The following is a 26,667-nucleotide window of genomic DNA, read 5'->3' as shown; positions in this document are numbered from 1 at the left end:
AAGTCCGGTAGCTTATCGAGTAAGTACTGAATTAGCTGCTTAGAAATTTAAGTGTCCAACGTTATGGGACCAGTGCAGCTTTGCCCTGTGGGGTCTCAACTGTCCAGCTACGGCGGCTAGCCCCTCGAGGTCATAAGCTAAATGGCCCAAGAAGGCAAAAGGACGCCTTCTTAGTCCATTCCTCTTATGCTTGTCGGGGCTGAGCGAGCCGCCTCCGCATTTCGAGCTGTCCCGCTATTCCCGCAGGAGTCAAGTGCCTTCCGCTGCAATCCACTCTGTGATTTGACACTAGTAAAACTTTCAGATAGATAATTCTATGAAAGAACAATATTTCTAAACAGACTTTACACGATAGCGAATAAATGCTTCATTTTAAAAATTCTTTCGTTTACCCATTTATTAAAGTGTAATAAAAGAAAAGAACGCACCTGAAAAAGGCACGTTCTAATATATTACTTTATGATTTATGTTGGTTCTTTCAAACGTTGACTTCTTGTTTGGCATTCATTTTGGTGGCGACGAATTTGGCCAGGTCGACGACGCGGCATGAGTAGCCCCATTCGTTGTCGTACCAGGCAAGGACTTTCACTTTTCGGTTGCCCATGACCATGGTGGACAAGCCGTCGATGATGGCAGAATGAGGGTTTGTATTAAAATCGATTGAGACTAGTGGCTCTGTCGTATATTCCAGGACTCCGTGCAGGGAACCAAGGGATGCTGTGACGAATGCTTCGTTGATCTCTTCAACGGTTACGTCTCTTTTTACATCCACGACCAGGTCCACTAATGAAACGTTCGGAGTCGGTACACGTAAGGCCATGCCATGAAGCTTCCCGTTTAGTTGAGGAAGCACTAATGATAATGCTTTCGCTGCTCCGGTAGTCGTCGGGATGATCGATTGTCCGCACGCTCTTGCTCTTCTCAAATCTTTATGTGGATTATCGATATTCTTCTGATCATTTGTGTAAGCATGAACCGTCGTCATGAGACCGTTTTCAATTCCGAACTGCTCATCCAGCACTTTCGCTACAGGAGCCAGACAGTTCGTTGTGCAGGAAGCGTTGGAGATGACGCTGTGTTCTTCTATATTTAATGCGCTTTCATTTACACCCATCACAATGGTAACGTCTTCATTTTTACCAGGGGCCGTCAGGATGACTTTTTTCGCTCCTGCTTCTAAGTGAAGGCTCGCTTTATCTTTAGAATTGAATTTCCCCGTCGCTTCGATTACGATATCGATGTTCAGTTCATTCCAAGGTAACGCCTTAGGATCACGATTGCTTAATAGTAGGACACGTTTCCCGTTGACGATGAGTGCATGATCTTCCACCACTACATCTGCCTGGAATGTACCATGATTTGTGTCATACTTTATTAAATGGGCTAACGTTTCAGCCGGGTAGCTTGCATTAATGGCTACAACCTCTAAGTTATCCTCTAATATCGCTTTTCTGAAAACCATTCTTCCGATACGTCCAAAACCATTGATTGCAATTTTCGCCTTCATAAATCCGGCTCCCCTCTATATTAATGTTATACTTATATGTTTATTTGCTAAAAATAGTATAACATATTTGGAGAATTAGTTAATAAGTATTTTGCGGATTTTAAATGTTTTATTATTCTGACAAATAGGCTTATTGTATGTATATTTTTGTGGTTTGGTTTCATACGTGTTTTGCACACACTCAAATCAGTAATGTTTAAACCATAAATGAGTTTAAGTGTAAATTGCGGACCGTTCCTTTTCGCTCCAGGCACTTCCTTTCCGCGGGGAGGAAGTCGAGCCTCCTCGGGCGTTGCCCTGCGGGGTCTCGACTTTTCCTCGTTTCCCGCAGGAGTGAAGTGCCTTCCGCTCCATTCCACTCTGTATTTCTAACTAAAGTCAGCATATAAAAAGATTAAACAACACCCTTAAATTCCTTTTGGGTATCGGGTTATTGAATAACAGAATTAATATTAATATACATATATTACACCATTAAAAAACCGACAAGGGTTTCTTGTCGGTCATTTGTGATGCTATGGTTGTAAGTCCCATTCTGCTAATAGAGCCTCAAGTTGTTCTCTTGTCTCATGGAGTGATCCGTTGTTGTCGATGACTGCGTCGGCAAGGTTGACTTTGTCCTTGAGTGGGAATTGGGACGCGATCCTAGCTTCTGCATCTTCGCGGTTTAAGTGATTGCGTTCCATTAAGCGGGACAGCTGGGTTTCTTCGTTCACGTATACGAGGAGGGTACGCTCCACCATCCATGTGAGATCGCTTTCGAATAGCAATGGAATATCCATGAATATGGTGTTTTTGCCAGAAGCAATGGCTTCGTCTTTATGCTGGAGCATCATGCTTCTGACGGCAGGGTGCACGATGCTGTTCAGCACTTTCCTTTTTTCTTCAGAGTTAAAGATGATTTGACCGAGTTTTTCACGATTGATGGCCGAATCGTTTTCATGGAGGATGCCTTGACCAAATTCTTCGACAATCGCCAGATAAGCAGGCTGACCCACCTCGACCACCATACGGGCTGCGAGGTCTGCGTCGATTATGGTATATCCTTTTTCATGTAGCATGGTTGAGATTGTACTTTTACCACTTGCGATTCCACCTGTTAATCCTATAATACGTGCCATGATCGTGTCCTTTCCAATACTCGCCGGGCACTAGAACCTCAGGATCCCGATCAGGATGAGCAGAACGCCCGGAAGAAATGAAACGCGGTGAATCCAGCGCAGATGAGAGAAGAATTCCCCCATCTTTAATCCGGAAAATAAGAACGCAAAGCTCATCACAAAGATCGCCAGGGTTAATAGTAGTGGCGAGAAATGTAATAACGCGGCACCGATTCCGGCACCGAAGGCATCCAGTGACAAGGCGATTCCAAGCATGAACGCCTCGATACCGGTAATGGTACCCGATTTATCAAAGTCCGCCGTGAGCGGTCTTCTTAATATTTGAATCACTAAACCTATGGATTTGATTTCAAAATTGATCAATGTTTTTTCATGTGACAGTACCGTTTCTTTTTCCGGTCTGAAGAACTGATAAAGAACAGCCGCGCCTATCACGACAAGGATCAGTCCGCCGATCCTTCCTGCCCAGACCGGGGTGATGATGGACCCGATGGTTTGACCGAGTAACATCGCCAGCAATAAAGAGCTCGCTGAACAGATCGATATGATGCTGATTGATTTTGTAGGGATTTTCACTTTTCGCAATCCATAAGTTAAACCGGTGCTGAAACTATCGAGACTCACAGCGAACGCCAGCAGTAATAAGGAGATTGTTTCACTCATCTAATAGCCCTCCCGAAAATCATTACAATACTATATGGTAAGGGCTTATCAAATGTTAAACGTTCTTTCTACTGCTGACAGCGAGGGCAGTAATGGGTCCCCCTCCCCGCCGATACTTTCTTTTCGATAGGGGTACCGCAGTTTCGGCACGGCTCTTCTTTCCTGCTGTACACATAAAGGTTCTGTTGAAACATCCCCATCTGCCCCTCTGAATTCACGTAAGACCGGATCGTGCTGCCGCCCATTTCCACCGCTTCGGTCAAAGTGTGAATAATTTCATTGTGGAGCCGATCGATTTCTTTCCGGGACAGGGACTTTGATTTTCTGTCGGGATGAATGCTTGCACGGAACAAGGCTTCATCTACATATATATTCCCAAGGCCAACCAGGACCGTCTGATCCAATAATGTGGCTTTCACGATTCTTTCAGTCCTGCCAAGCTTTTCAGCGAGATAGTCTGATGTAAATTCTGACAGGAACGGTTCCGGCCCCAATTGTAGGAGGGGGAGGTGCAATAATTCTTCCCCCTTCTTGAACAGATGCATCGTTCCAAACTTCCGGACATCACGGTATCTGAGTTCCGTTCCATCCGTAAAGTGAAAGATGACATGGGTGTGTTTTTCAATGGGATCCCCCTGATCAGCCAGATTATACTTCCCTTCCATTCTTAAATGGGAAACGAGGGCAACATCATTGCAATCAAAAATCAAAAATTTTCCTCTTCTTCTCATTTCGATAATTTCCTGCCCTCTCAAGCTATGAATGAATTCATCCGCTTCAGGGGGATTCTTGATCATTTTCGGCCAAAAGACACTGACATCCTTTATTTTCTTACCTGATACAAGGAGCTCCAATGTTCTTCTGACTGTTTCCACTTCAGGCAGCTCAGGCATTGTGCCACCTCCTTCTGCTTAGAACTACTTCGCGTCGTACCATGTTTGTCCGTAAGAGTAATCAACCTTTAATGGAACTTCAAGCTCCATTGCACTCTCCATCACTTCCGGAACAATTTTCTTTAATGTTTCGATTTCGTCTTCAGGAGCTTCAAAGATCAATTCATCGTGCACCTGTAAGAGCATTCGTGTTTGAAGATTCTCTTCCTTCAAACGGGCTGCCATATCAATCATGGCTTTCTTGATGATATCTGCTGCACTTCCCTGGATCGGTGTGTTCATCGCTGTACGTTCAGCAAAGCTTCGTAAATTGAAGTTACGACTCGTGATTTCAGGAAGGTAACGGCGTCGATTCATCAATGTCGTCACATATCCCTTCTGTTTCGCATCCTGTACGATATCATCCATATATTCTTTCACGCCCGGGAAGCTTTCTAAGTACTTCTTAATGAATTCCCCTGCTTCTTTCCGTGAAATATCAAGGCTTTGTGACAGTCCGTAATCACTGATCCCATACACGATCCCGAAGTTAACGGCTTTCGCATGCCTTCTCATATTGGATGTGACCTCGTCCTTCTCCACTCCAAAAACGTCCATGGCCGTTTTCGTATGAATGTCCATATCATTACGGAAGGCTTCAACCAATTTCTCATCCCCCGCTATATGGGCGAGCACCCGCAGTTCGATCTGTGAATAATCGGCAGCGAACATGACCCACCCTTTTTCAGAAGGAATGAAAGCCTGACGGATTTTCCGCCCTTCTTCCAGTCGGATCGGAATGTTTTGAAGGTTCGGATCGGTTGAGCTTAACCGGCCCGTTTGAGTGAGGGCCTGGTTGAAACGTGTATGGATCTTGCTGGAATCTTTATGAACGACCTTCAGTAACCCTTCCAGATAAGTGGATTGCAGCTTTCCTAACTGACGGTAGTGTAGGATGTGATCAATGATTTCATGCTTGGACTGCAGTTTTTCCAATACGTCTGCGGAAGTGGAGTAACCAGTCTTCGTTTTCTTCACAACCGGTAGACCCAGTTTTTCAAAAAGGATCACGCCGAGCTGCTTCGGAGAATTGATATTGAAATTCTCTCCTGCCAGTTCATGAATGTTCTTTTCTAATTCTTCCAGTCGGAGAGCAAGCTCTTCTTTCATGGTCATCAAACGATCTTGATCCACTTTTACACCTGTGAATTCCATCTCAGCCAGGATAAGGGCAAGAGGTAATTCCAGTTCCATATATAAATGATAGAGATCATTTTCTTCCAACTCTTTTATGCATGTGTCCTTCAAGTCTTGAAGGATGCTTGCCTTTCTCGCAAGATGCTCGGATAATACGTCCGTGGAAGGGATTTTCTGCTTGGCCCCTTTTCCATAAACCGATTCATCCGACTCGATGGATGGCTGACCATGCCCCTTGGAAATGGACGCAAAGTCTTCACTCGATTCAGAAGGATTTATGATATAAGACGCGAGCAGCAGGTCGAACCCGATACCTTTGATGTCGATCCCTTGTCGCTTCAGGGCAACGACGGTCTCTTTTGAGTTGTAAACGTTCTTCGACTTCGATTCATCTTCTGCCCATTTCTTAAAGGCTTCTGATTTCAATGCAGTTTCAAGGGTAAAGAAAATCGTCCCATTTTCGTTATGAAGACTCAGTCCGATGACTTCACCAAGATGATAATTCTCTTCAAGCATTTCGATGTAGAGGGAGCTCTCAATTGAAAGGTGTTCGTCTGAAATGGTTTCCACCACTTCAAAGGAGATATCGTCCAGCTGCTGGGGCTCCTCTTGAACGGATTCCCCCATTTTTTCAAGGAGTGAATTGAATCCAAGGTCCCGGTACACTTCCTTCAGTTTCACTTCATCCCAGCCATCATAATTCAGTTCTTCTACCGTGATTTCGATGGGAGCTTCTCTCAGGATCGTGGCCAGCTCTTTACTCATGATCGCCTGGTCCTTATTTTCTTCAAGCTTCTCTTTCAGTTTCTTTCCGCTCACTTTGTCGATGGACTCCAGCAGTTTTTCAAGAGAATCGAATTCCTTCAAGAGCTTGATGGCCGTTTTCTCACCGACACCGGGTACACCAGGGATATTATCAGAGCTGTCCCCCATCAAGCCTTTCATATCAATGATCCGGTCAGGGGTGATTTCCCATTTTTCTTTAATGTGCTGGGGTGTATACACTTCGATATCCGTGATTCCTTTTCTCGTGATGCACACCGTTGTGTCTTTGGAACTCAACTGGGTCAAATCCTTATCCCCGGAGTACACTTTCACTTCGAACCCGTCAGACTCAGCCTGAAGGGAGAGTGTCCCGATGATATCATCCGCTTCATAGTTTTCTTTTTCATACCGTTTGATACCGTAAGCATCCAACAGTTCCCTGATATAAGGGAATTGCTCGGACAATTCCGGCGGTGTCTTCTGCCTGCCGCCTTTGTATTCCGTGAATGTCTTATGGCGGAACGTCGTTTTCCCCGCATCAAAAGCCACCAGGATATGAGACGGCTTTTCATCTTCGAGTATTTTCTGGAGCATGGTGGTGAAACCATACACCGCGTTTGTATGTACACCCTTGTCGTTATTCAATAAAGGAAGGGCAAAGAATGCACGGTAAGCAATACTGTTACCGTCAATCAGGACTAATTTTTTGGACATATAAGTACCTCCTGTAAAGGCTTTTGTTTCTATATAGTTATTCTATCATGTTGGGGAATGAAAGGAAAAACGGGGACCTTATCCAAGAAAAAAACTCCCGGAGATCAGGTAAACTACCCAATTCCAAGAGTTCCTTCACGTTATTCGGTATACCCCATCAACAACCTCGCATACGGCGAATCCGATGGTAAGATGATGACGGTTTTATCATCCACGGTCTTCTTATACGTTTCGAGTGTTTTATAGAGGTCATAGAAGCTCGGGTCCTTCGAGAAGGATTTGTTGTAAATTTGTGCGGCTTCGGCTTCTCCTTCGGCCCGGATCACATTGGCATCCGCACCGGCTTTTGCAAGCAGCTCTTTCACTTCACGATCGGTTTCAGCCGTCACCCTTTGTTTTTCGGCATCCCCCATGGACAGGTATTCCTGTGCTTTGGAGTCCCGTTCTGAAATCATACGGGTATAGACGGAGTTTTCATTCGCTTCAGGGAGATCCGTGCGCTTCATACGAACATCCTGAACGACGATTCCATAGTTGTCACGCTGCAACAGCTCATTCACCTTGTCAGTTACTTTATCGTTCAGACTTCCTCTTGAAGACTTCTCATCATTGATGATTTCATCATATTCCAATCGACCAAGCTCGGAGCGGACTACTGAATAGATGAATTCTTCCATCTTTGTCTCGGCATTGATTACCGTTCTTGCATTTTTGATCATTTTAAGAGGGTCTTCAATGCGCCAAACGGCATAATTGTCGATGAGCATCCGCTTTTTATCTTTTGTATTGATCTCTGCTTCCGTCACGTCATACGTCATTTGGTGCTTCGGTAGAGTCGTGACGGATTGGATGAACGGGATTTTATATTTCATACCCGGCTCTTTATCGATTCGTACCACTTCCCCAAACTGACGGACGACTTTGTATTCTCCTTCTTTGACAATGAAGAGACTCGTGAACAGGAGAAGGAGGACAGCGATGAGAATCACGAAAAAGATACCTAATTTCGTATAACGTTTCCACTCGATCGGGTCTTTTTTCTTTGTATTGATATCAAATACATTTTGATCACTCATTCTCGTCACTTCCTTCCTTCTCCACTTTAGGTGGTTGATTTTCCATTTGACGGATCGGGAAGTATTTCAACGTTTCCCCGCTGTCTTTCATAATATAGATTTCTGCATTTGGCAGGACGTTTTCAAGTGTTTCCAGTACGAGACGCTTTCTTGTAATCTCAGGATTTGATTTATACTCATTGTACAATTTGTCAAACACCGCTACATCCCCGCGTGCCTGCTCCACACGTGCGATTTTATCCCCTTTGGCCCTTGATATGACGGCATCCTTTTCCCCTTTGGCTTCGTTGGTCCGCTGATTTCTGTATTTCTTGGCTTCATTGATTTTCGTATTCATCGTTTCCCTTGCATCGGTTACGGCCGTAAACGCCGAGCGGACCTCTGCATTTGGAAGTTCAACATCCTGCAGCTTCACCGCAAGAATGGAGATCCCGATATCGTAATCATCGATCAACTCAGTCAATAAATCCCTTACATCTGCCTCGATTTCGGCTTTCCCCGAGGTTAAGGCATCATCGATCAATGAGCTTCCGATAATGCTTCTTAACGAAGATGAAGTTGCATCGTAGAGGATTTCTTTCGGTTTATCCGAGTTGAATAAATAGCTCTCAGGATCCGTGATTTTCCACTGTACAACAAGGTCGGCAAGTACAATGTATTCATCCCCGGTGATCATCTTTGTTTCTTTTGGAAAGTCCTTGATTTTCCCGTCTTTTTCTTCATATCCAAATTGAAGGCTGAATGTTTCTTTCGACAGGACTTCCACTGACTGCACCGGCCACGGCATCTTGAAATGCAGCCCTGGCTCCACAACCGGTTCGCCTGCTTCCCCGAACGTCAACACCAGCGCCTGCTCTGATTCATCAACGGTATACCAGGATGTCAGTAGGACAACAATCAAAATAATGGCTGCAAGCACCATTCCTGCTACAGTATAAACACGCTTCAAGCTCATATGCACCCTCCCTTTTCCATCTCTATATCTTATTTTCTGCTTACTAAGATATACGGACATAAGACAAAAAGGTTTCAAGAATATTAAGAGAAGATGACAAAAGAGGATTTGAGAGCGTTTTCATCGTTAAATAGCGAAAAGACGAGAACGGGGTTGGTTCTCGTCTTTTCTTAACACCTTGGATGAAGGGGTTTCACTTAGTATCGTAACACCCTATTGTTAATTAAATTTAAATCTAATGTAAAAACAATGTAAATGATGTGAAAAACGACTAAGGTTTTCCATGATTTCCACCGTGAGCGATGGATGAAGACCATTTGTTCAATGTGACAGTGAAAGTCGTTCCTTTATCCAGTTCGCTTTCCACTTCAATATCACCTTCGTGAGCTTCAATGATGTGCTTGACAATCGCCAAGCCCAAACCGGTTCCACCTGAATTGCGGCTTCTCGCTTTATCCACCCGGTAAAAACGTTCAAAGATGCGGGGGAGCTCTTCCTGGCTGATCCCCATTCCGTTATCTTTTACTTGAACATATACTTTATCACGATCTTCCGTTACAGTGACCGAAACATTTCCGCCTTTGGGAGTATAAGCGATCGCATTGCTGATCAGGTTGATGAAGACCTGCTTTAACCTGTAGGAATCCACTTCTGCCGTTCCCCTTGATTCGAAATCAGCATGAAGGGAAATGTCCTTTGGCTTCGCTTTTTCTTTTAAAATCGGAAACACATCTTCTATCAGCCCTGCCACTTCAACTTCCTCAATGAATAGCTGGAATCCCTGCTTCTCAATTTTAGACAACTCCAGCAGATCCTGAATGAGGGACTGCAGCCGGTCACTTTCCTTTAGAATGATGTCTAAAAAGGATTTCAGCGTTTCAGGATCATCCATCGCCCCGTCCAATAGCGTTTCTGAGAATCCTTTGATCGAGGTGATCGGCGTTTTCAATTCGTGAGACACGTTCGCTACAAAATCTTTACGCATCTGTTCAAGCTTTTTAAGCTCGGTGATGTCATGGAATACGACGACGATCCCTTTCCATACATCATTGTTGCCGATAATCGGGGCCCCGTACACTTCATAGTGCTTTCGATCAAGCTTGTACGGAAGGAGAATCTGCTTTCGCAACCGCTCCTCCGTCATAAAGATTTCCTCTACGAGCCTATTCACTTCCGAATAGTGAATCACCTCATGATACCGTACTTTCTTCAGTTGGCTTTCCTCCAGGTTGAAGAAGTCCCTGAACGTCCTGTTCGTTAAGACGACAAACCCCCGGTGATCGATCAATAGGAGAGCACTCCCCATATTTTCAATCAATGTCGTTAAGCGGTCTTGCTGCATTTCCTGGGCATTGACCATCTCCTGAAGGTTTCTGGCTAATATATTGATGGAGGTGCTGAGCATACTCGTTTCATCCAGACGATCCTCGTAGGTCCTGGCTCGGTAATTCCCCTTGGCAAGCTCCATGGCCACATTGGTCGCTGATTCGATGGGCTTTGTATACCTCACCGTAATCCTTGAGCCAAGAATGATGATGAGGACCAGGGCAAGGCCTAATGAAATGGACAATACAAACCAGATTTGCTGTGTGCCTCTTTCCAGGGCATCGACCTCTGCGCTCATAATGAGAAGTCCCATCATTTCATCGTTTGCATTTTTCAATGGATACCAATAATACCGATATTCATTTCCTGAAGTGACCAGTTTTTTATGCTTCTGCTTTACATCCCAATTCTTCTGAATTTCCTGTACGATTTTCTTCTGCTGTGGACCAACCACTGAATCAGCCGTATCCGTATCATGGACGACATCCCCGGTCTTATCAAGCACCATAATTCTTACATCCAATATATCACTCAATCCCTTAATCATATCCGGATTGATTTCTTTCGGTGTCCCGTTCTCCTCTATGGAGCTTGCCAGTAATCTTGTCTCCTTTTCAATCCTGGAGTTAAATGTATCTAAATAGAAGTTCTTGAAAATCTGGCCCAAAAGCAGACCAAGCCCAATTAAGACAGCGATAATCAAAGTAATTAGAGCAAATAGGAGCTTTGTTCTAAATTTGGTCATCGATTTTTAGGCTCCTCCAATTTATACCCAAGACCACGGATGGTTTTGATATAGGTAGGTTTCTTCGTATTGGACTCGATTTTTTCCCGTAAGTGGCTGATATGCACATCCACGATTCTTGTATCTCCGGCAAAATCATAATTCCATACGGCACTCAAGAGCTGATCTCTCGTCAGAACTCTTCCTTTGTTATCCGTCAAATATAATAAAAGCTCGAATTCCTTCGGTGTCAGTTCAAGTAATTCTCCTTGGAAATAGGCCTCATATTGTTCAGGATACACCTTCAATTCCCCGACTTCCTTATAATCGGTCTGTTCCTCGGCAGCCGGTTCCGTTTCCCGAATGGCCTGGCTTCGTCTAAGGATCGCCTTCACCCTCGCAACCACCTCACGTGGACTGAACGGCTTCGTCATATAGTCATCGGCTCCAAGCTCCAAGCCAAGAACTTTATCAAATTCATCATCCTTAGCCGTTAACATCAGTATAGGTATATTAATCTTTCTCTGCCTCAGTTCTTTACATACCTCGATACCATCCATGGACGGAAGCATCAGGTCAAGAACGATCAAGTCCGGGGACTGTTCAATCGCCAGATCCCTTCCCTCTGCACCGTCATGTGCCGTTGTCACCGAATAACCGGATTGCTCCAGATTGTACTTCAAGAGTGTTGCGATTGACTGTTCATCATCGACTACCAAGATTTTTTTGCTCATTTATTGTGCCTCCATACCAAAGAAAATTAACCCCAACATCCAAACTGTTTATGTAATTGTACTTTCATTATAATATAATTCTCTGTGCTTACCATCATTTAGAGAGATTTAATCCTTTTTAGTTTTTCACTCCATTTTTTTATAGGATGCACTTCGAGCTATTTCTTTATCATTTTCGCATAAAAAAAGAGCTATGATCACATAGCTCCTTTCCTTCATTAGAAGTTTTCCAATGCATGACTATTCATTTTTTCCAGGCGGTGAGGCGGACAAACCTTGACGGTGCCGTTTATCACCTTTTCATCCTCTTCGTTCGTGGCCGATACCTGGATGGTAACCAGATGATTATGTGGATTTACTTCTGTGACTTCGAACAGGAATTGAACCGTTGCGTAATGATAGACCGGTTTTGGAAATTCAATGGTTTGCTCCACAATATGGGAGCCGGGTCCCGGCAGATATTTGGATACTGCCGATGTAATGATCCCCGTCAGCATGATGGAGGGAACGATCGGCTTTTTAAATGGTGTCTGTGAAGCATAATCGTGCTGGATATATAGTGGATTGGCATCATTTGTGAGCCCAAGGTATAGAAGCAGTTCGTTGTCTTCAATTTTTTCAGTCAGGGTCAGTTTTTCACCGACCGTCATTTCGTCGATTTTTCTTCCCAGTTTTCTCTTTTTCCCTAATAACATAAGAAGCACCTCCAAGTATGTAAACGATTACAATTTTAAATAATAAAAATTGTTTTTATTGTCTGTCTATTAGTATTTTATCATTTTTAGGGTTTCCATACAAAGAGTTTTTACGCGTGGGTGTGGAAATTCATGTTCTCTGAATGGCTGATATTTTTTTGTGAAGTTTATACGGAGCATGTGCTGGTTGATTTCCGCTGCAGGTGCTCGCTTTCCGCGGGGCTGGCGGTGAGCCTCCTCGGCTGCATGTGGTGTCCTACCCCTGTCCAGCTCCGCTTTTCGTTGTTTCACGCAGGAGTCGAGCACCTTCCGCTTCAATCAACTATCGGGGCATATGTTAATACTACTTCAAAATCTATTATAATCGAATCCCCTTCTAATAATCTTAAAATAGACAACGGAGATAATAAATGCCAAACACTAGTTGTAAGCGTAGCACACACCCTATTATCCTCAGTAGTATTTTGTTGACAGGGCATTGTCGGTTCATTGATTCCTGAAAATAGACGCAGTCGTTAAAAGAGTTAAAACAACAAAAAAAACTGACCCCCATAATGGAAGTCAGTTTTCGTTATGTCGTTAAGCCAATGATGCCATCACATTCTTAACTGCGTCAGCTGAGTTGGCAAGTGCAGCTTTTTCGTCTTCTGTCAATTCGAGTTCGATGATTTTCTCGAGGCCGTTTCCTCCTAGGATGGTTGGGACGCCGAGGTAGATGCCTTCGAATCCGTATTCGCCTTCGAGGTAGGCGATGGCCGGGATGACGCGGCGCTGGTCTTTAAGGATGGCTTCGACCATTTGGACAAGTGAAGCGGCCGGTGCATAGTAGGCACTTCCGTTACCGAGCAAACCTACGATCTCGCCTCCGCCTTTACGTGTGCGCTCGACGATGGCGTCCAGGCGGTCCTTAGGGATCAATGTTTCTAAAGGGATGCCTCCAGCGTATGAGTAACGAATAAGAGGGACCATGTCATCGCCGTGGCCGCCGAGGACGAATCCGGTAATATCCTTCACGGACAGGTTTAATTCCTGTGCGACAAACGTGCGGAAACGAGCTGTATCCAATACGCCGGATTGGCCGATCACGCGTTCTTTCGGGAAACCGGATTCCTTGAACACTGTATAGGTCATGGCATCCACGGGATTGGTCAGGACGATGATGTAACAGTCAGGTGAATGCTTGACGATTTGCTGCGTCACGGATTTCATGACCTTTTGATTGGTCTGAACCAGATCATCGCGGCTCATACCCGGTTTGCGGGCAATCCCGGCAGTTATGACAACGATATCCGAATCCTTTGTATCTTCATAATTGGACGTACCGATGATGGTTGAATCAAACCCCTGTACAGGACTTGCCTCAAGCATATCCAGTGCCTTCCCTTTCGTTGGATCCTCGTTTTGCGGAATATCAACCAATACAACATCTCCAAGCTCTTTCTGGGCGAGCATCAATGCCGTTGTCGCCCCGGTGAATCCCCCACCGATCACAGATACTTTTCTACGTTTAATTGCCATCATGATTCCTCCTATTCGTCTCATTATGTAAAGGAAGGAGTGCTCCTATACGAAGCACCCCAACCTTATGTCTCATTATTATGCTTCCATGTTATCGATTAAAGCAGAACCGAACTCAGAGCATTTCACTTCTGTCGCTCCATCCATCAGACGGGCGAAGTCATAAGTTACGACTTTCGAAGCGATTGTTTTTTCCATTGATTTTGTAATCAGGTTAGCAGCTTCTGTCCAACCAAGATGTTCAAGCATAAGGACACCTGAAAGGATAACAGAAGATGGATTCACTTTATCCATACCTGCATATTTAGGAGCCGTTCCGTGAGTTGCCTCAAAGATGGCATGTCCTGATTCGTAGTTGATGTTTGCTCCAGGAGCAATACCGATTCCACCTACTTGAGCAGCTAATGCATCAGAGATGTAATCTCCGTTTAAGTTCATTGTTGCCACTACATCAAATTCAGCTGGACGAGTAAGGATTTGTTGTAAGAAGATATCAGCGATTGAATCCTTCACGATGATCTTACCAGCTGCTTCAGCATCAGATTGAGCTTTGTTAGCAGCTTCCAATCCGTCAGCATCTTTGATCTTGTCATATTGAGCCCAAGTGAATACTTTATCGCCGAATTCTTTCTCAGCTAACTCGTAACCCCAGTTTTTGAAAGCTCCCTCAGTGAACTTCATGATGTTCCCTTTGTGAACAAGCGTTACAGACTTACGGCCTTCAGTGATTGCATAGTTGATCGCAGCACGTACAAGACGGTTTGTCCCTTCTTCAGAAACAGGCTTGATTCCGATACCTGATGTTTCAGGGAAACGGATTTTGTTTACGCCCATTTCGTCTTGCAGGAAGCTGATTAATTTCTTCACTTCATCAGAACCTTTAGCGTACTCGATACCTGCGTAGATATCCTCAGTGTTTTCACGGAAGATGACCATGTCAGTGTCTTCAGGACGCTTAACGGGTGATGGAACACCTTCGAAGTAGCGTACTGGACGCAGGCATGTGAAAAGATCCAATTCCTGGCGAAGCGCAACGTTCAATGAACGGATTCCGCCGCCGACAGGAGTCGTAAGTGGACCTTTGATCGCGATGAAATATTCACGGATTGCTTCAAGCGTATCGTTTGGAAGCCATTCACCTGTTTTGTTGAATGCCTTTTCCCCTGCATATACTTCTTTCCATGAAATCTTGCGTTCGCCTTTGTATGCTTTCTCTACAGAAGCATCCAGGACGCGCTTGGCTGATGCCCAAATATCTGGACCCGTTCCGTCACCTTCAATGAATGGGACGATTGGATTGTTAGGCACATTAAGTTGGCCATTCTGGTTTGTAATTTTTTCACCTTGTGTCATTATGTAACCTCCATTTTTTCATTATCAAAGGGGATGACCCATAAGTTAAGCATGTTGAGTCATTCCCCTTCCCTTATTATTACACCAATATTTTTACTATTTGTAAATATTGATGATTAACCTCTTTGTTCAACAGGTACATATTCCTGCTTGCCAGGCCCTACATAATCAGCACGAGGGCGGATCAGACGGTTGTTTGAATATTGCTCAAGGATGTGTGCCAACCATCCGGATACACGGCTAACAGCAAAGATCGGAGTGAATAAATCATGATCGATACCTAAGCTGTGGTAAACAGATGCTGAGTAGAAATCAACATTTGGCGGTAAGCCTTTATTGGATGTGAATACATCTTCAACCTTGACGGACATTTCGTAGTATTTACTTTGTCCTGTCAATTCAGTTAATTTCTTGGACATTTCTTTCAGATGCTTCGCACGTGGATCCCCTTGACGGTAAACGCGGTGACCGAAGCCCATGATTTTTTCTTTCTTCTCTAATTTGTCGAGGATATACTCTTCTGCTTTATCGACAGAACCAATTTCAGTAAGCATCTTCATTACCTGCTCATTTGCCCCACCGTGAAGCGGCCCTTTTAAGGCACCGATCGCAGCTGTCACACCTGAATAGACGTCAGATAGAGTCGCGACACATACACGTGCTGTAAATGTGGAAGCGTTTAACTCATGGTCTGCATGAAGGACAAGCGCTTTATTGAATGCTTCGATTTCAACAGGCTCAGGGTCTTTTCCTGTCAACATGTATAGGAAGTTAGCTGCAAAACCTAAGTCCTGACGTGGTGCAATCGGTTCCTGACCGTTGCGGATACGGGCAAAGCTCGTGACGATCGTCGGGATCTTCGCTTGAAGGCGGACGGCTTTCAGATAGTTTTCCTTCTCTTCCATCACGTCTGCTTTATCATCATACAATCCAAGAAGGGATACAGCTGAACGTAAAGCGGCCATCGGATGAACTTCCTTGATGTTGTACATCTTGAAATGCTCGATGACTTCCTTAGGCAATTCAGCGTTAGCTGCTAACAGCTCTGTAAATTCCTTAAGTTCTGATGCATTAGGCAGTTTCAGATGCCATAATAAGTAGATTACCTCTTCGAAGCTTGCATTATTTGCTAAATCATCAATGTTGTAGCCAACATATGTAAGGGTATCGTCAATGATTGAACTAATGGACGATGTCGTCGCTACAACTCCTTCTAATCCGCGAGTTGCTGTCATAATAACCTCTCCTTTTGTTATATATTTGTCTTTTACCCATTTTCATATGAGTATAAAACCCTACAGAACGATCTATTAAGTCTAGTAGGCTTGTTTAAAAAGAACGTAAAAAAACGCTGAGCGATTGCTCAATTCCTATACAAAAAATGATTCCCTGCTCTTTCTATTCTATCACGAGAGCTCGGGATGCGCTTACATTTCCTATTATAAACAATTATCTGACTTTTGTGAATGAAAACGCATCAATTTCTATAAAAATTATTTTTCTAGAAAAATAAACCATCAAAAAAATGAGGATCGAATCGGATAAATCTCAATACATGTTTACAGGAATAATTCATACAGTTTCATAGCAAGATACGCGATCCCCGCGCCGATCAAAGGCCCGACGGCAACCCCTTTAAAAAGAGCGACGGCTAACACCGTACCAAGAACGAGGGCCGTCGTCAGGTGTGGGTCATCTTCCAATAGAATCAACCCGTTCTTTGCAATCAATGCCACGGCCATCCCAGAGGCGAGTGCAATCCAGGCATAAGGGGACTTCAACGAATCAAAGAGATCTTTAAAGCCGATTTCCCCTGTTGCAATCGGTGCGAGTACGGCAATCGTGATAATCGTCACCCCCCAGTTAATGCCTTTCGACTGAATCGCCGCGAAGATCTTCTCATCAAGCCCAAACAGCTTTAGTACAATTAGAAATGCTACGGCTATAATAATAGATTGATTTTTCGCCATCAGCCCGATTCCCAATAAAAGCAGTAAAAACATCAATGGCTGAGTCATATGAATCCCCTGCCTCTCCTTTATGTACTCCAATCATTATCCTACCATATCAACTTTTCACATCATTTATAAAATGCTCTAACCCCTGCAAATATATCTTCCTTTCATTTCCTGTCTCCTATAAAATAGAAGTACTAGACCCGGTAGGAGGGAAACCCTTGAATTTAGATTATGTTTATCGAACGATCCGCTTCCTGATCGTTTTAGCGATCATCATTCTCTCATTGATTTCACTCTATTACATATGGAAACTTGCTTATCCATTCATCATCGCCGTTGCCATCGCCTTACTGATCAATCCCCTGGTGAACGGGCTGGAGAAATGGCTTCCTAGGATATGGGCCGTCACCGTATCCCTCATCTTGATCGTCGCCATTTTTGCGGGGCTAATCACGTTATTGATTGCCGAAATCGTCTCCGGAGCCAATTATTTAGCTGAAGAGCTGCCCAAGCATGTTCAAACTCTTGTGACATATGCAGAAGATATCATCGTTAGCCACGTCATCCCTCTCTACAATCAGCTTGCCGGATTATTTAAAAATCTTGAAGCCGGCCAACAGGATACGATACTCGAAAATGTCCAGACAGCGGGAACGAAAATCGCGACATCGGCTGGTGATTTCCTGCAAAACTTTTTCACAAAGCTGCCCCAGCTGATCTCGTGGATCCCAAATGCCGCATCGGTCCTGATCTTCGCAGCACTCGCCACTTTCTTCATCAGTAAGGATTGGTATACATTATCCGCCAAAGCGGAGAAAATCATTCCGGGTAAGGCGATGAGCAGCGGAAGGAAAGTGTTCGTCGACTTAAAACGGGCACTGTTCGGCTTCATCCGTGCTCAATTCACGCTTATTTCCATCACGGCCATCATTGTGTTGATCGGTTTGATCATCCTCAGAGTAGATTACGCAATCACCATTGCACTCGTGACAGGTCTCGTGGATATCCTGCCTTATCTCGGGACAGGGGCTGTGTTCGTACCGTGGATCATCTATGAATTCATCACGGGCAATACAGGATTGGGGATCGGCCTGTCGGTCCTGTACCTTGTCGTTGTCGTCCAACGGCAGATCATGGAACCGAAAGTATTGTCTTCAAGCATCGGCCTCGACCCCTTAGCCACCCTCATTGCATTATTTGTCGGGTTTAAACTGATCGGGTTCCTCGGACTGATCGTCGGTCCTGTTGTACTAGTGATCTTATCGACTTTGAAACGTGCAGGTGTGTTTGAAGATACGTGGAAGTTCATAATGGGAGATAAATAGGAAGAACACTGTTCATGACTGACAACGGATTTACTTGTGAGGTGCAGACATTGTAAATCAATAAATAAAGCCCTGTGAACTCTCAATATAATTCACCGGGTATGAAATAATTATTAGAGAGTGTGTGCATAATTGGTGATTTCGTTAGTGGCTTATTTTTGATAGATAGAATAAGCGGAGATATTACTGTTAACCTTCAGAATAAAGCTTGAATCAGGGTAAATAGGCGGAGATTTTCCGTTTAAGTAAAAAAAATCACCCATATTCCTGCTTTTTAAGTAAATAGCCGGAATATTTCCGTCTATTAAAGCTATATTCAGGACTATTTCCTAATTAAGAGGTTTTTCTCCGCTTATTTATCAAACTTGCTTTAGCATCTACTGAACTTGTACAACATACAGGTGGCTTCTTGAAAAAGAAAATTTAAAAAAGGCTTAGAGATAGTTTCATCTCTAAGCCTTTTTGATTATGAATTTTATGTGATTGCCTATTTGATTTCGCCTACGTTTTGCACCTCACAAATAAACCCGTTATCATCACTAGGCAGTGCTTTTTCTCTATTTGTATATGATGACATTCCCATTATTGCTCCAACGTTTGAATAATCGGTAAATGAATGGCTTGAACATTTTCCTGGTGGCAGGCAGCAGTAATAAGAAACCAAGGGCATCCGTGATGAATCCCGGCGTCAATAAAACGACCCCTCCGACAAGGATGCAAAGTCCATCCATGATGGCGTCTCCCGGCAGTTGACCATACTGCATATCCCTCTGCGCCTTTCGTATCGTCTCGACTCCCTGCTTCTTAGCTAAATAAGCACCAAGAATTCCCGTCGTGATGATCAATAGGACCGTCGGCACAAGACCAATCGCCTGTCCAGATAGAACCAATAACCCGATTTCAAGGGCCGGTATGATAATCAATAGTAATAACATATATCTCATGATGGATTCCTCCATTTGGTTTAGTACTTGCTTTGTATTTATTATAGCATATTAGGAAAGTTGTGTTTTATGCGGTGGTGTGGGTGCTGTTTTTTTCTGTTGTTTCGGTGTTTTTAACGCTCAATACAAAAAAACCAGAGCCCTTAAAAAGACTCTGGTTTTCCCCACAACTATTTACTTACAATACGCTCGCATACCCATTATAGATCACGCCATGAGTTGCATCCACCGTGATTTCCTGACCATTTTTAAATAATGAAGTGGCATGGTCCACACCGACCACGACAGGAATTCCAAGGTTGATACCGACTACGGCTGCATGACTTGTCAGACCGCCTTCTTCAACAATCAATGCCGAACATTTTTCAAGGGCTGGCATCATTTCTTTATCCGTGCCGATTGTGACAAGGACGGCTCCTTCAGTCATATTCTTCACGGCTTCTTCAGCTGATGTTGCAACGACTGCTTTACCGTATGCAGATTTACGGCCGATTCCTTGACCTTTTGCAACGACATCGCCCACTACGTGGATCTTCATCAGGTTCGTCGTTCCAGATTCACCGATCGGAACACCCGCTGTGATGACGATGCGGTCTCCGTGCTTCGTCATACCTGAGTTGACACTCTCTTCTACTGCCATATCAAGCATTTCATCGGTAGTCGTCACTTTGCGGCCGACTGTAGGGTATACGCCCCATACAAGTGCCAGACGGCGTGATACAGAGTCTGTACCAGTCACGGCTACGATTGGTGCTTTCGGACGGTATTTAGAGATCATACGGGCTGTGTGACCACTCTCAGTTGGAGCGACAATGGCATTCACATTAAGATTAAGTGCCGTATAGGCAACGGATTGACCGATGGCATCCGTCATATTGTGCTCGCTGTCTTTGCTGCGAGAAGATAGGATCGCGTTATAATCAAGGGCAGTTTCGGCTCTAGACGCGATATTATGCATCGTTTGAACCGCTTCTACAGGGTAAGTACCTGCAGCTGTCTCACCAGAAAGCATGATTGCATCTGTACCATCAAAGATGGCGTTGGCTACGTCACTTGCTTCCGCTCTTGTCGGTCTTGGGTTACGCTGCATAGAATCAAGCATTTGAGTCGCCGTGATGACAGGCTTACCAAGTGAGTTACATTTCTTGATCAGCATCTTTTGAACCAATGGTACTTCCTCAGCAGGGATCTCAACACCAAGGTCTCCACGTGCAACCATCAATCCGTCAGATACTTCAAGGATTTCATCGATGTTGTCTACACCCTCCTGGTTCTCGATCTTAGGGATGATTTGAATATGAGAAGCATTGTGCTCTTCCAATAATTGACGGATTTCAAGCACATCGGATGCACGACGTACGAATGATGCCGCGATAAAGTCAACCCCTTGTCCGATACCGAATACGATATCGCTGGCATCTTTATCAGTGATCCCAGGAAGGTTCACTGATACGCCAGGTACGTTTACACCTTTTTTATTTTTTAGTGTTCCGCTGTTGGCAACATGTGTATGGATTTCACCGTTCGCTTTGTCGATTTCCGTTACTTCCAACCCGATCAGCCCGTCATCAAGAAGAATTTTAGAACCGACATGAACATCATCGATCAACCCTTCGTATGTAACGGAGAATTTTTCAGTAGTTCCCAATACTTCTTTCATGGAAACGATGATGTTGGATCCTTGTGTTAATTCGATAGCTCCGTCCTGCATATTGTTCGTGCGGATTTCCGGACCTTTAGTATCAAGCAGGATCCCGACTGTCTTACCTGCTTTTTCAGCTGCTTCGCGGATATTGATGATACGTTGTCCGTGCTCATCGTGGTCACCATGTGAAAAGTTCAAGCGGGAAACGTTCATTCCGGCTTCGATCAGTTGTGATAACTTCTCTACACTTTCACTGGCAGGACCGATCGTACATACTATTTTCGTTTTTCTCATTTTCTTTACCTCCTGAAATCTTACAACAATTTAGATTGAAAGCTCTTTGGAAAGTCTATACATGTTCAAATCAATTTGATGCGGCTTGGCAAGTGCTTCAATGATATCGTAATCAACTAATTGATTTTTCTCAATTCCTACCGCTCTTCCACCTTTACCATGTGCCAATAGTTCAACGGCATGAGCCCCTAAGCGACTTGCAAGGACACGGTCTGCAGCTGTCGGCGTTCCACCGCGCTGGATATGACCAAGGACGGAGACACGCGTATCCATTCCTGTTTCTTCTGTGAAGCGGTTCGCAAATTCATTTGCAGACATGACACCTTCTGCAACAATGATCACACTATGTTTCTTACCGCGTTCCTGTCCTTTTTTCAAACGACCGACCACATCATCAAGATCGAATTTCTCCTCAGGGATCAGGATCGTTTCAGCCCCACCGGCAAGACCTGCCCATAGAGCGATGTCCCCCGCGTTGCGTCCCATTACTTCAATGATGAACGTCCGCTCATGGGATGTAGCCGTATCACGGATTTTATCGATCGCATCGATGACCGTGTTCAGCGCTGTATCGAAACCGATTGTATACTCAGTTCCAGGAATATCGTTATCAATCGTTCCCGGTACACCGACACATGGGTATCCCCATTCCGTCAAGGCTTTTGCCCCTTGGTAAGAACCGTCCCCACCGATGACAACAAGTCCTTCAATGCCGTGTTTTTCTAATTGCTCGATCCCTTTTTTCTGGCCTTCTTTTGTTTTGAATTCTTCACAGCGTGCTGTGTAAAGCATTGTTCCGCCACGGTGAATGATATCACCGACAGAACCAAGCTCAAGCTTCTTGATGTTTCCGTTGATTAATCCATTATACCCTTGATAAATACCGTATACCTCTATATCCATGAAAATGGCTTTACGTACAACTGCACGTACGGCTGCATTCATACCGGGCGAATCTCCACCACTCGTCAATACACCAATCTTTTTCACTACGATCACCTCATTAAGAAATATGCCTTTTTATGTAAATGAATGGGACTACTTGTTAATCGTTTCACATAAAACAAAGAAAAGGAAAATTACAGATTTCATTCATTACATTATTATGGACCAATAGACTTTGGATTATTTCTAAAATAACACGAAGGTTCAAGGTTCTCAACAAGTTACTAGGAGGAAAAGCAAAAGACGAAATAATCTATTAAATGGAAGCGTTTTAATTGTTAAAACCTTCAAAATATCGTCACAAAGCCCTTTATCCGGGTAGGATTAAGGAGGATTGAATGAAAAAGACTGACAAATGGTATCTCCTATTTGTCAGTCCATCGTTTGTTATGATTTTACCCCGATAAGATCATTTAAAACCGAATATTCACCCATCGCCTTGAATTTTTCATAACGATGTTGAATGAGCTCGTCCTTTTTCATCGGAATCAACTCTTTCAGTGAGCTCTTAAGGACGTCGTTGATATAGTTCGCCTGCTCTTCGACATCTTTATGGGCTCCTCCTTTTACTTCCGTGATGATTTCATCGATGATGCCAAGCTCTTTTAAATCCGGAGCCGTGATCTTCATGGATTCAGCCGCGCGCTTCGCCTGGGTGGAATCCTTCCAGAGAATCGCCGCTGCCCCTTCAGGTGAGATGACGGAGTAGGTGGAGTTTTCAAGCATATGAATGTGATTTCCCACTCCAAGAGCCAGGGCCCCGCCACTACCTCCTTCTCCGATGACGATGCAGATGACGGGAACCGTGAGGCCGGCCATCTCCACAAGGTTTCGTGCAATGGCTTCACTCTGACCGCGTTCCTCTGCCGCTTTTCCGGGGTACGCACCTTTTGTATCGATGAAGCAGATGATCGGACGATTGAACTTGTCCGCCTGCTTCATCAAGCGCAAAGCTTTTCGGTACCCTTCAGGATGAGGCATCCCGAAGTTCCGGCGGATGTTTTCTTTCGTATCTTTCCCTCTTTGATGACCGATGATCGTGACAGGTACATCGTGAAACTTCCCTACGCCTGAAACAATTGCTTCGTCATCCCCATACAGACGGTCTCCGTGCATTTCGATGAAGTCCGTAAAGAGATAGTTGATATAATCCAGAGTCGTCGGACGCTCCGGATGACGGGCAACCTGAACCCTTTCCCACGGCTTCATGTTTTCGTAAATATCATTTTGAAGCTTTGTAAGCCGGTTCTCCAGTTTCTCGATTTCCTTTGATAGATCGACGTCTGAATTCTGAGTGAATTCCCTCAGTTCGGCAATTTTCTTCTTGAGTTCATGTACAGGCTTTTCAAATTCCATCTCATTTACCATGGCAGATCACCGTCCCACTGATGTATATCAAGTACTGTCCCGATCTTCTCTTTCAACTCGAGTCTCGAGATGACTCCGTCAAGTTGACCATGTTTTAATAAAAATTCTGATGTCTGGAAGTCCTCAGGCAGGTCTTCACGAATCGTCTGCTCGATGATCCTTCTGCCTGCAAACCCAATCAGTGCTCCCGGCTCCGCAAAGTTATAATCCCCGACAGATGCGAAACTTGCGGATACTCCACCTGTCGTCGGATGGGTCATGATCGAGATGAAGAGTCCTCCGTTTTCGCTCAAACGGTTCAAGGCAACACTGGTTTTGGCCATTTGCATCAGGGAAAGGACCCCTTCCTGCATCCGCGCTCCACCTGAAGCAGTGAAGATGATGAACGGAACCTTCCGTTTATCGGCTTCTTCGATGGCTCTCGTTATCTTTTCACCGACAACAGATCCCATGCTTCCCATACGGAAACGGGAATCCATGATGGCTGTCACGACCTCCACTCCATTCACCTTTCCTGACCCCGTCAGCACGGCTTCGTTCATCCCCGTCTTCTTACGGTCTTTTTCCACTTTACTTTCATAGTCAGGGAAATTCAGCGGGTTACCCGAAGTCAGGTCATGATCCAGCTCCTGGAACGTGCCCTCATCTATAAAACTATCGACTCTCTCTGGTGAGCTCATGCCATGATGGTATCCACAATGGATGCACACCTTTAAGTTCTTTTGAAGTTCTTTCGTGTACATGATTTTTTTGCAATCAGGACATTTTGTCATGATGCCTTCCGGAACGTCATGTTTGGACGCTTCAGAAGGAATCGTTGCATATTTTTTCTTTTTCGATTTGTTAAAAAGTTCCTTTAGCAAGGTGAAACCTCCTTACCGAATGACACTAGCTTACTTCAGCGGGGAAATATTCCCTTACATGACAGCTGCCCATTCGCTTCTCTATAGTAAATGCATGATCTATAACTGCTTGACTATCAGTTTAATGGAAGTGTTTAAAAAAAGATGTTGGAAATTGTCGCGTCTTCATCGACAATTTTCCTAACCTTTCTATACGTCTCTTGCACAGTCTCTTTCTCCTGGTGATCGATGCCGTGAAGCATTCTGACCAACTCTTCCCTCATTCGTACAGTGAGCTTCTTCTCACCACAGATCAACGTTTCGAAATCATTCAGGATATTCCAGATCCGTTGAGATAAGTAATTCGAACTCATCATGACGATCTCCCTGAACACGTCGTCCAGATTCTCTGATTCTGAAAGTTTCACATGCAGGGAATCTGTTTTCTTTTTATCTATATATAAAGCTTTCAGTGCCTCTTTTTCAATCATCATCTTTGTCTGAAGAATGTCTTCCTGAGCCATGTCGTCCTGGAGGATAAACATGCCAAGAAGGTCGATCAGATGATGATCCCTGAAATCCCGAAGGAAAGTACCTTCCCCTCTGCGGGTTTCAATCAGCCCTAACAGTTCAAGGGCCCGGAGTGCTTCCCTGACAGAGGAGCGTCCGACGTTCAGACGCTCGGACAGCTCCCTTTCGGACGGGATTTTATCTCCAGGCTTCAGACAGTCCTTTGATATCATTTCTCTCAGCTGGTGAACAATTCCAATATATACCTTAGCATGAGTTTGGAGAGAGTTCACTTCTGTCATCATTCACTCTTCCCGATGACTGCTAAATCTTCCGTTTTTTTACGGATTTCTTCCGGATCGACCTTTAAGCGGGCAACCCCCGTTTCCATGGCTGTCTTGGCAACGGCAGCCGCTACAGCCGGTGCGACGCGTTTATCAAACGGCGCGGGAATCACGTAGTCCGCGTTCAGTTCGTCCTCCGTGATCAGGGAAGCAATCGCTTCTACAGCAGCCTGCTTCATTTTTTCATTGATGTGAGTTGCACGCACGTCCAGTGCACCCCTGAAGATCCCAGGGAACGCAAGGACATTGTTCACCTGGTTAGGGAAATCAGAACGCCCTGTCCCGATTACCTTGGCTCCCGCCGCTTTCGCAAGCTCTGGCATGATTTCCGGTACCGGGTTCGCCATGGCAAAGATGATCGGATCCTGTTTCATGGAAGAAACCATTTCTTCCGTCAAGGCACCGGCAACAGATACACCGATGAATACGTCGGCATCCTTCAATACTTCACCCAAGCCGCCCTTGATATGATCACGATTCGTAAACTTCGCCACTTCATCTTTCGTACTGTTCATCCCTTCAGGACGACCTTCATAAATCGCACCCTTGGAATCACACATGATGATGTCCCTTACGCCATAACGGTAGAGGAGCTTAATGATGGCCATACCGGCAGCACCTGCACCATTCGCCACGACTTTGATTTCGGACATTTTCTTCCCGACAATTTTGAGAGCGTTCACAAGTCCCGCCACAGTAACGATCGCCGTACCATGCTGATCATCATGGAAAATAGGGATATTGGTTTCTTTCTTCAGGCGCTCTTCAATTTCAAAGCAATTCGGGGCGGCGATATCTTCAAGGTTCACGCCACCGAACGTCGGCTCAAGGAGCTTGACGGTTTCAACGATCTTATCCACATCCGTTGTGTTCAAACAGATCGGGAAGGCGTCGACTCCTGCAAAACTCTTGAATAATACCGCTTTTCCTTCCATGACAGGAAGAGCCGCTTCAGGGCCGATATTCCCAAGACCCAGAACAGCCGTACCGTCAGAAACAACCGCGACCATATTCCCTTTCATCGTGTAATCATAGACGGTTTCAGGCTTGTCATAAATCACCTTACAAGGTTCCGCCACCCCTGGGGAGTAAGCTAAGCTCAAGTCATCCGCATTCCGGACTTCCACCTTGGATTTTGACTCTAATTTCCCTTTATTCACTCGATGCATATGCAGAGCTTCTTCACGTAATGACAAATTGGCTCACTCCTTCTGATTCTTTTACATACTATGGATCGAATCGTGCGAAAGACGACTCTTCTAAATGTAAAAA

22 protein-coding genes are annotated in these 26,667 nt (G+C 44.6%); 1 reads left to right on the top strand and 21 read right to left on the bottom strand.

Annotation, left to right across the window (positions count from 1 at the left end):
* Window positions 1–478: 478 nt before the first annotated feature.
* The 14 genes from NQ095_RS22020 to NQ095_RS21955 form a co-directional block, all read right to left on the bottom strand.
* Window positions 479–1,507 carry a glyceraldehyde-3-phosphate dehydrogenase gene (locus tag NQ095_RS22020; protein WP_258265486.1) on the bottom strand — a complete coding sequence of 343 codons (1,029 nt, stop codon included), beginning with the start codon at window positions 1,505–1,507 and terminating at the stop codon, window positions 479–481.
* Between the two features lie 515 nt (window positions 1,508–2,022).
* Window positions 2,023–2,628, bottom strand: a complete 606-nt coding sequence (gene coaE / locus NQ095_RS22015; RefSeq protein ID WP_258265485.1) for a dephospho-CoA kinase — start codon at window positions 2,626–2,628, stop codon at window positions 2,023–2,025.
* A gap of 30 nt (window positions 2,629–2,658) precedes the next feature.
* Window positions 2,659–3,291, bottom strand: coding sequence for a sporulation membrane protein YtaF (ytaF, locus tag NQ095_RS22010; RefSeq protein ID WP_258265484.1), 633 nt, complete (start codon window positions 3,289–3,291; stop codon window positions 2,659–2,661).
* Window positions 3,292–3,359: 68 nt separating this feature from the next.
* Window positions 3,360–4,184 carry a DNA-formamidopyrimidine glycosylase gene (mutM, locus tag NQ095_RS22005; protein ID WP_258265483.1) on the bottom strand — a complete coding sequence of 275 codons (825 nt, stop codon included), beginning with the start codon at window positions 4,182–4,184 and terminating at the stop codon, window positions 3,360–3,362.
* A gap of 24 nt (window positions 4,185–4,208) precedes the next feature.
* Window positions 4,209–6,839, bottom strand: coding sequence for a DNA polymerase I (polA, locus tag NQ095_RS22000; protein WP_258265482.1), 2,631 nt, complete (start codon window positions 6,837–6,839; stop codon window positions 4,209–4,211).
* 140 nt (window positions 6,840–6,979) lie between these two features.
* Complete coding sequence (hflC, locus tag NQ095_RS21995) at window positions 6,980–7,915, bottom strand: protease modulator HflC (protein WP_258265481.1); 936 nt, start codon at window positions 7,913–7,915, stop codon at window positions 6,980–6,982.
* Entirely contained in the window at window positions 7,908–8,870 is a 963-nt protein-coding gene (hflK, locus tag NQ095_RS21990; protein ID WP_258265480.1) for an FtsH protease activity modulator HflK, read from the bottom strand. The genes hflC and hflK overlap by 8 nt, the downstream gene beginning before the upstream one ends.
* Before the next feature lie 271 nt (window positions 8,871–9,141).
* Entirely contained in the window at window positions 9,142–10,941 is a 1,800-nt protein-coding gene (gene pnpS / locus NQ095_RS21985) for a two-component system histidine kinase PnpS (RefSeq protein WP_258265479.1), read from the bottom strand.
* Window positions 10,938–11,654: a response regulator transcription factor gene (locus tag NQ095_RS21980; protein WP_258265478.1), complete on the bottom strand. Its 717-nt coding sequence runs from the start codon at window positions 11,652–11,654 to the stop codon at window positions 10,938–10,940. Before NQ095_RS21980 ends, pnpS begins: the two co-directional genes overlap by 4 nt.
* 218 nt (window positions 11,655–11,872) lie before the next feature.
* Complete coding sequence (locus NQ095_RS21975; RefSeq protein WP_258265477.1) at window positions 11,873–12,349, bottom strand: MaoC family dehydratase; 477 nt, start codon at window positions 12,347–12,349, stop codon at window positions 11,873–11,875.
* 579 nt (window positions 12,350–12,928) lie between these two features.
* Window positions 12,929–13,867, bottom strand: coding sequence for a malate dehydrogenase (gene mdh / locus NQ095_RS21970; RefSeq protein ID WP_254653802.1), 939 nt, complete (start codon window positions 13,865–13,867; stop codon window positions 12,929–12,931).
* 78 nt (window positions 13,868–13,945) lie between these two features.
* On the bottom strand, window positions 13,946–15,220 hold the full coding sequence (gene icd / locus NQ095_RS21965; RefSeq protein ID WP_258265476.1) for an NADP-dependent isocitrate dehydrogenase: 1,275 nt from the start codon (window positions 15,218–15,220) through the stop codon (window positions 13,946–13,948).
* 116 nt (window positions 15,221–15,336) lie between these two features.
* Window positions 15,337–16,455, bottom strand: coding sequence for a citrate synthase (gene citZ, locus NQ095_RS21960; RefSeq protein WP_258265475.1), 1,119 nt, complete (start codon window positions 16,453–16,455; stop codon window positions 15,337–15,339).
* A 324-nt stretch (window positions 16,456–16,779) separates the two neighbouring features.
* Window positions 16,780–17,238: a DUF441 domain-containing protein gene (locus NQ095_RS21955; protein ID WP_258265474.1), complete on the bottom strand. Its 459-nt coding sequence runs from the start codon at window positions 17,236–17,238 to the stop codon at window positions 16,780–16,782.
* Window positions 17,239–17,396: 158 nt separating this feature from the next.
* Between NQ095_RS21955 and ytvI the strand changes: the two genes are divergently transcribed.
* Window positions 17,397–18,503 carry a sporulation integral membrane protein YtvI gene (ytvI, locus tag NQ095_RS21950; protein WP_258265473.1) on the top strand — a complete coding sequence of 369 codons (1,107 nt, stop codon included), beginning with the start codon at window positions 17,397–17,399 and terminating at the stop codon, window positions 18,501–18,503.
* 557 nt (window positions 18,504–19,060) lie between these two features.
* Here ytvI and NQ095_RS21945 read toward each other — a convergent pair.
* The 7 genes from NQ095_RS21945 to ystJ all read right to left on the bottom strand — a co-directional run bounded on the left by NQ095_RS21945 (window position 19,061) and on the right by ystJ (window position 26,591).
* A complete protein-coding gene (locus tag NQ095_RS21945; RefSeq protein ID WP_258265472.1) occupies window positions 19,061–19,447 on the bottom strand; it encodes an FxsA family protein in 387 nt (128 codons plus the stop codon).
* 178 nt (window positions 19,448–19,625) lie between these two features.
* Entirely contained in the window at window positions 19,626–21,386 is a 1,761-nt protein-coding gene (pyk, locus tag NQ095_RS21940; protein ID WP_258265471.1) for a pyruvate kinase, read from the bottom strand.
* 30 nt (window positions 21,387–21,416) lie between these two features.
* Window positions 21,417–22,376: a 6-phosphofructokinase gene (gene pfkA / locus NQ095_RS21935; RefSeq protein ID WP_258265470.1), complete on the bottom strand. Its 960-nt coding sequence runs from the start codon at window positions 22,374–22,376 to the stop codon at window positions 21,417–21,419.
* A gap of 342 nt (window positions 22,377–22,718) precedes the next feature.
* Window positions 22,719–23,699 carry an acetyl-CoA carboxylase carboxyl transferase subunit alpha gene (accA, locus tag NQ095_RS21930; protein ID WP_258265469.1) on the bottom strand — a complete coding sequence of 327 codons (981 nt, stop codon included), beginning with the start codon at window positions 23,697–23,699 and terminating at the stop codon, window positions 22,719–22,721.
* Entirely contained in the window at window positions 23,693–24,562 is an 870-nt protein-coding gene (accD, locus tag NQ095_RS21925) for an acetyl-CoA carboxylase, carboxyltransferase subunit beta (protein WP_258265468.1), read from the bottom strand. The genes accA and accD overlap by 7 nt, the downstream gene beginning before the upstream one ends.
* 134 nt (window positions 24,563–24,696) lie before the next feature.
* Window positions 24,697–25,356, bottom strand: a complete 660-nt coding sequence (locus NQ095_RS21920) for a FadR/GntR family transcriptional regulator (protein WP_258265467.1) — start codon at window positions 25,354–25,356, stop codon at window positions 24,697–24,699.
* Complete coding sequence (gene ystJ / locus NQ095_RS21915) at window positions 25,353–26,591, bottom strand: NADP-dependent malic enzyme (RefSeq protein WP_258265466.1); 1,239 nt, start codon at window positions 26,589–26,591, stop codon at window positions 25,353–25,355. Before ystJ ends, NQ095_RS21920 begins: the two co-directional genes overlap by 4 nt.
* Window positions 26,592–26,667: the final 76 nt, after the last annotated feature.

Source organism: Rossellomorea sp. SC111 (assembly GCF_024733565.1).
Lineage (GTDB): Bacteria > Bacillota > Bacilli > Bacillales > Bacillaceae_B > Rossellomorea.
Note: the sequence above shows the minus strand (reverse complement) of the source record. Positions and strands in the feature narration are given on the sequence as shown.

What these genes read in the sequence shown, in the direction of transcription:
- NQ095_RS22020 (WP_258265486.1), bottom strand. Translation starts at nt 1,507, where the DNA reads ATGAAGGCGAAAATTGCAATCAATGGTTTTGGACGTATCGGAAGAATG.
- coaE (WP_258265485.1), bottom strand. Translation starts at nt 2,628, where the DNA reads ATGGCACGTATTATAGGATTAACAGGTGGAATCGCAAGTGGTAAAAGT.
- ytaF (WP_258265484.1), bottom strand. Translation starts at nt 3,291, where the DNA reads ATGAGTGAAACAATCTCCTTATTACTGCTGGCGTTCGCTGTGAGTCTC.
- mutM (WP_258265483.1), bottom strand. Translation starts at nt 4,184, where the DNA reads ATGCCTGAGCTGCCTGAAGTGGAAACAGTCAGAAGAACATTGGAGCTC.
- polA (WP_258265482.1), bottom strand. Translation starts at nt 6,839, where the DNA reads ATGTCCAAAAAATTAGTCCTGATTGACGGTAACAGTATTGCTTACCGT.
- hflC (WP_258265481.1), bottom strand. Translation starts at nt 7,915, where the DNA reads ATGAGTGATCAAAATGTATTTGATATCAATACAAAGAAAAAAGACCCG.
- hflK (WP_258265480.1), bottom strand. Translation starts at nt 8,870, where the DNA reads ATGAGCTTGAAGCGTGTTTATACTGTAGCAGGAATGGTGCTTGCAGCC.
- pnpS (WP_258265479.1), bottom strand. Translation starts at nt 10,941, where the DNA reads ATGACCAAATTTAGAACAAAGCTCCTATTTGCTCTAATTACTTTGATT.
- NQ095_RS21980 (WP_258265478.1), bottom strand. Translation starts at nt 11,654, where the DNA reads ATGAGCAAAAAAATCTTGGTAGTCGATGATGAACAGTCAATCGCAACA.
- NQ095_RS21975 (WP_258265477.1), bottom strand. Translation starts at nt 12,349, where the DNA reads ATGTTATTAGGGAAAAAGAGAAAACTGGGAAGAAAAATCGACGAAATG.
- mdh (WP_254653802.1), bottom strand. Translation starts at nt 13,867, where the DNA reads ATGGCAATTAAACGTAGAAAAGTATCTGTGATCGGTGGGGGATTCACC.
- icd (WP_258265476.1), bottom strand. Translation starts at nt 15,220, where the DNA reads ATGACACAAGGTGAAAAAATTACAAACCAGAATGGCCAACTTAATGTG.
- citZ (WP_258265475.1), bottom strand. Translation starts at nt 16,455, where the DNA reads ATGACAGCAACTCGCGGATTAGAAGGAGTTGTAGCGACGACATCGTCC.
- NQ095_RS21955 (WP_258265474.1), bottom strand. Translation starts at nt 17,238, where the DNA reads ATGACTCAGCCATTGATGTTTTTACTGCTTTTATTGGGAATCGGGCTG.
- NQ095_RS21945 (WP_258265472.1), bottom strand. Translation starts at nt 19,447, where the DNA reads ATGAGATATATGTTATTACTATTGATTATCATACCGGCCCTTGAAATC.
- pyk (WP_258265471.1), bottom strand. Translation starts at nt 21,386, where the DNA reads ATGAGAAAAACGAAAATAGTATGTACGATCGGTCCTGCCAGTGAAAGT.
- accA (WP_258265469.1), bottom strand. Translation starts at nt 23,699, where the DNA reads ATGGTAAATGAGATGGAATTTGAAAAGCCTGTACATGAACTCAAGAAG.
- NQ095_RS21920 (WP_258265467.1), bottom strand. Translation starts at nt 25,356, where the DNA reads ATGATGACAGAAGTGAACTCTCTCCAAACTCATGCTAAGGTATATATT.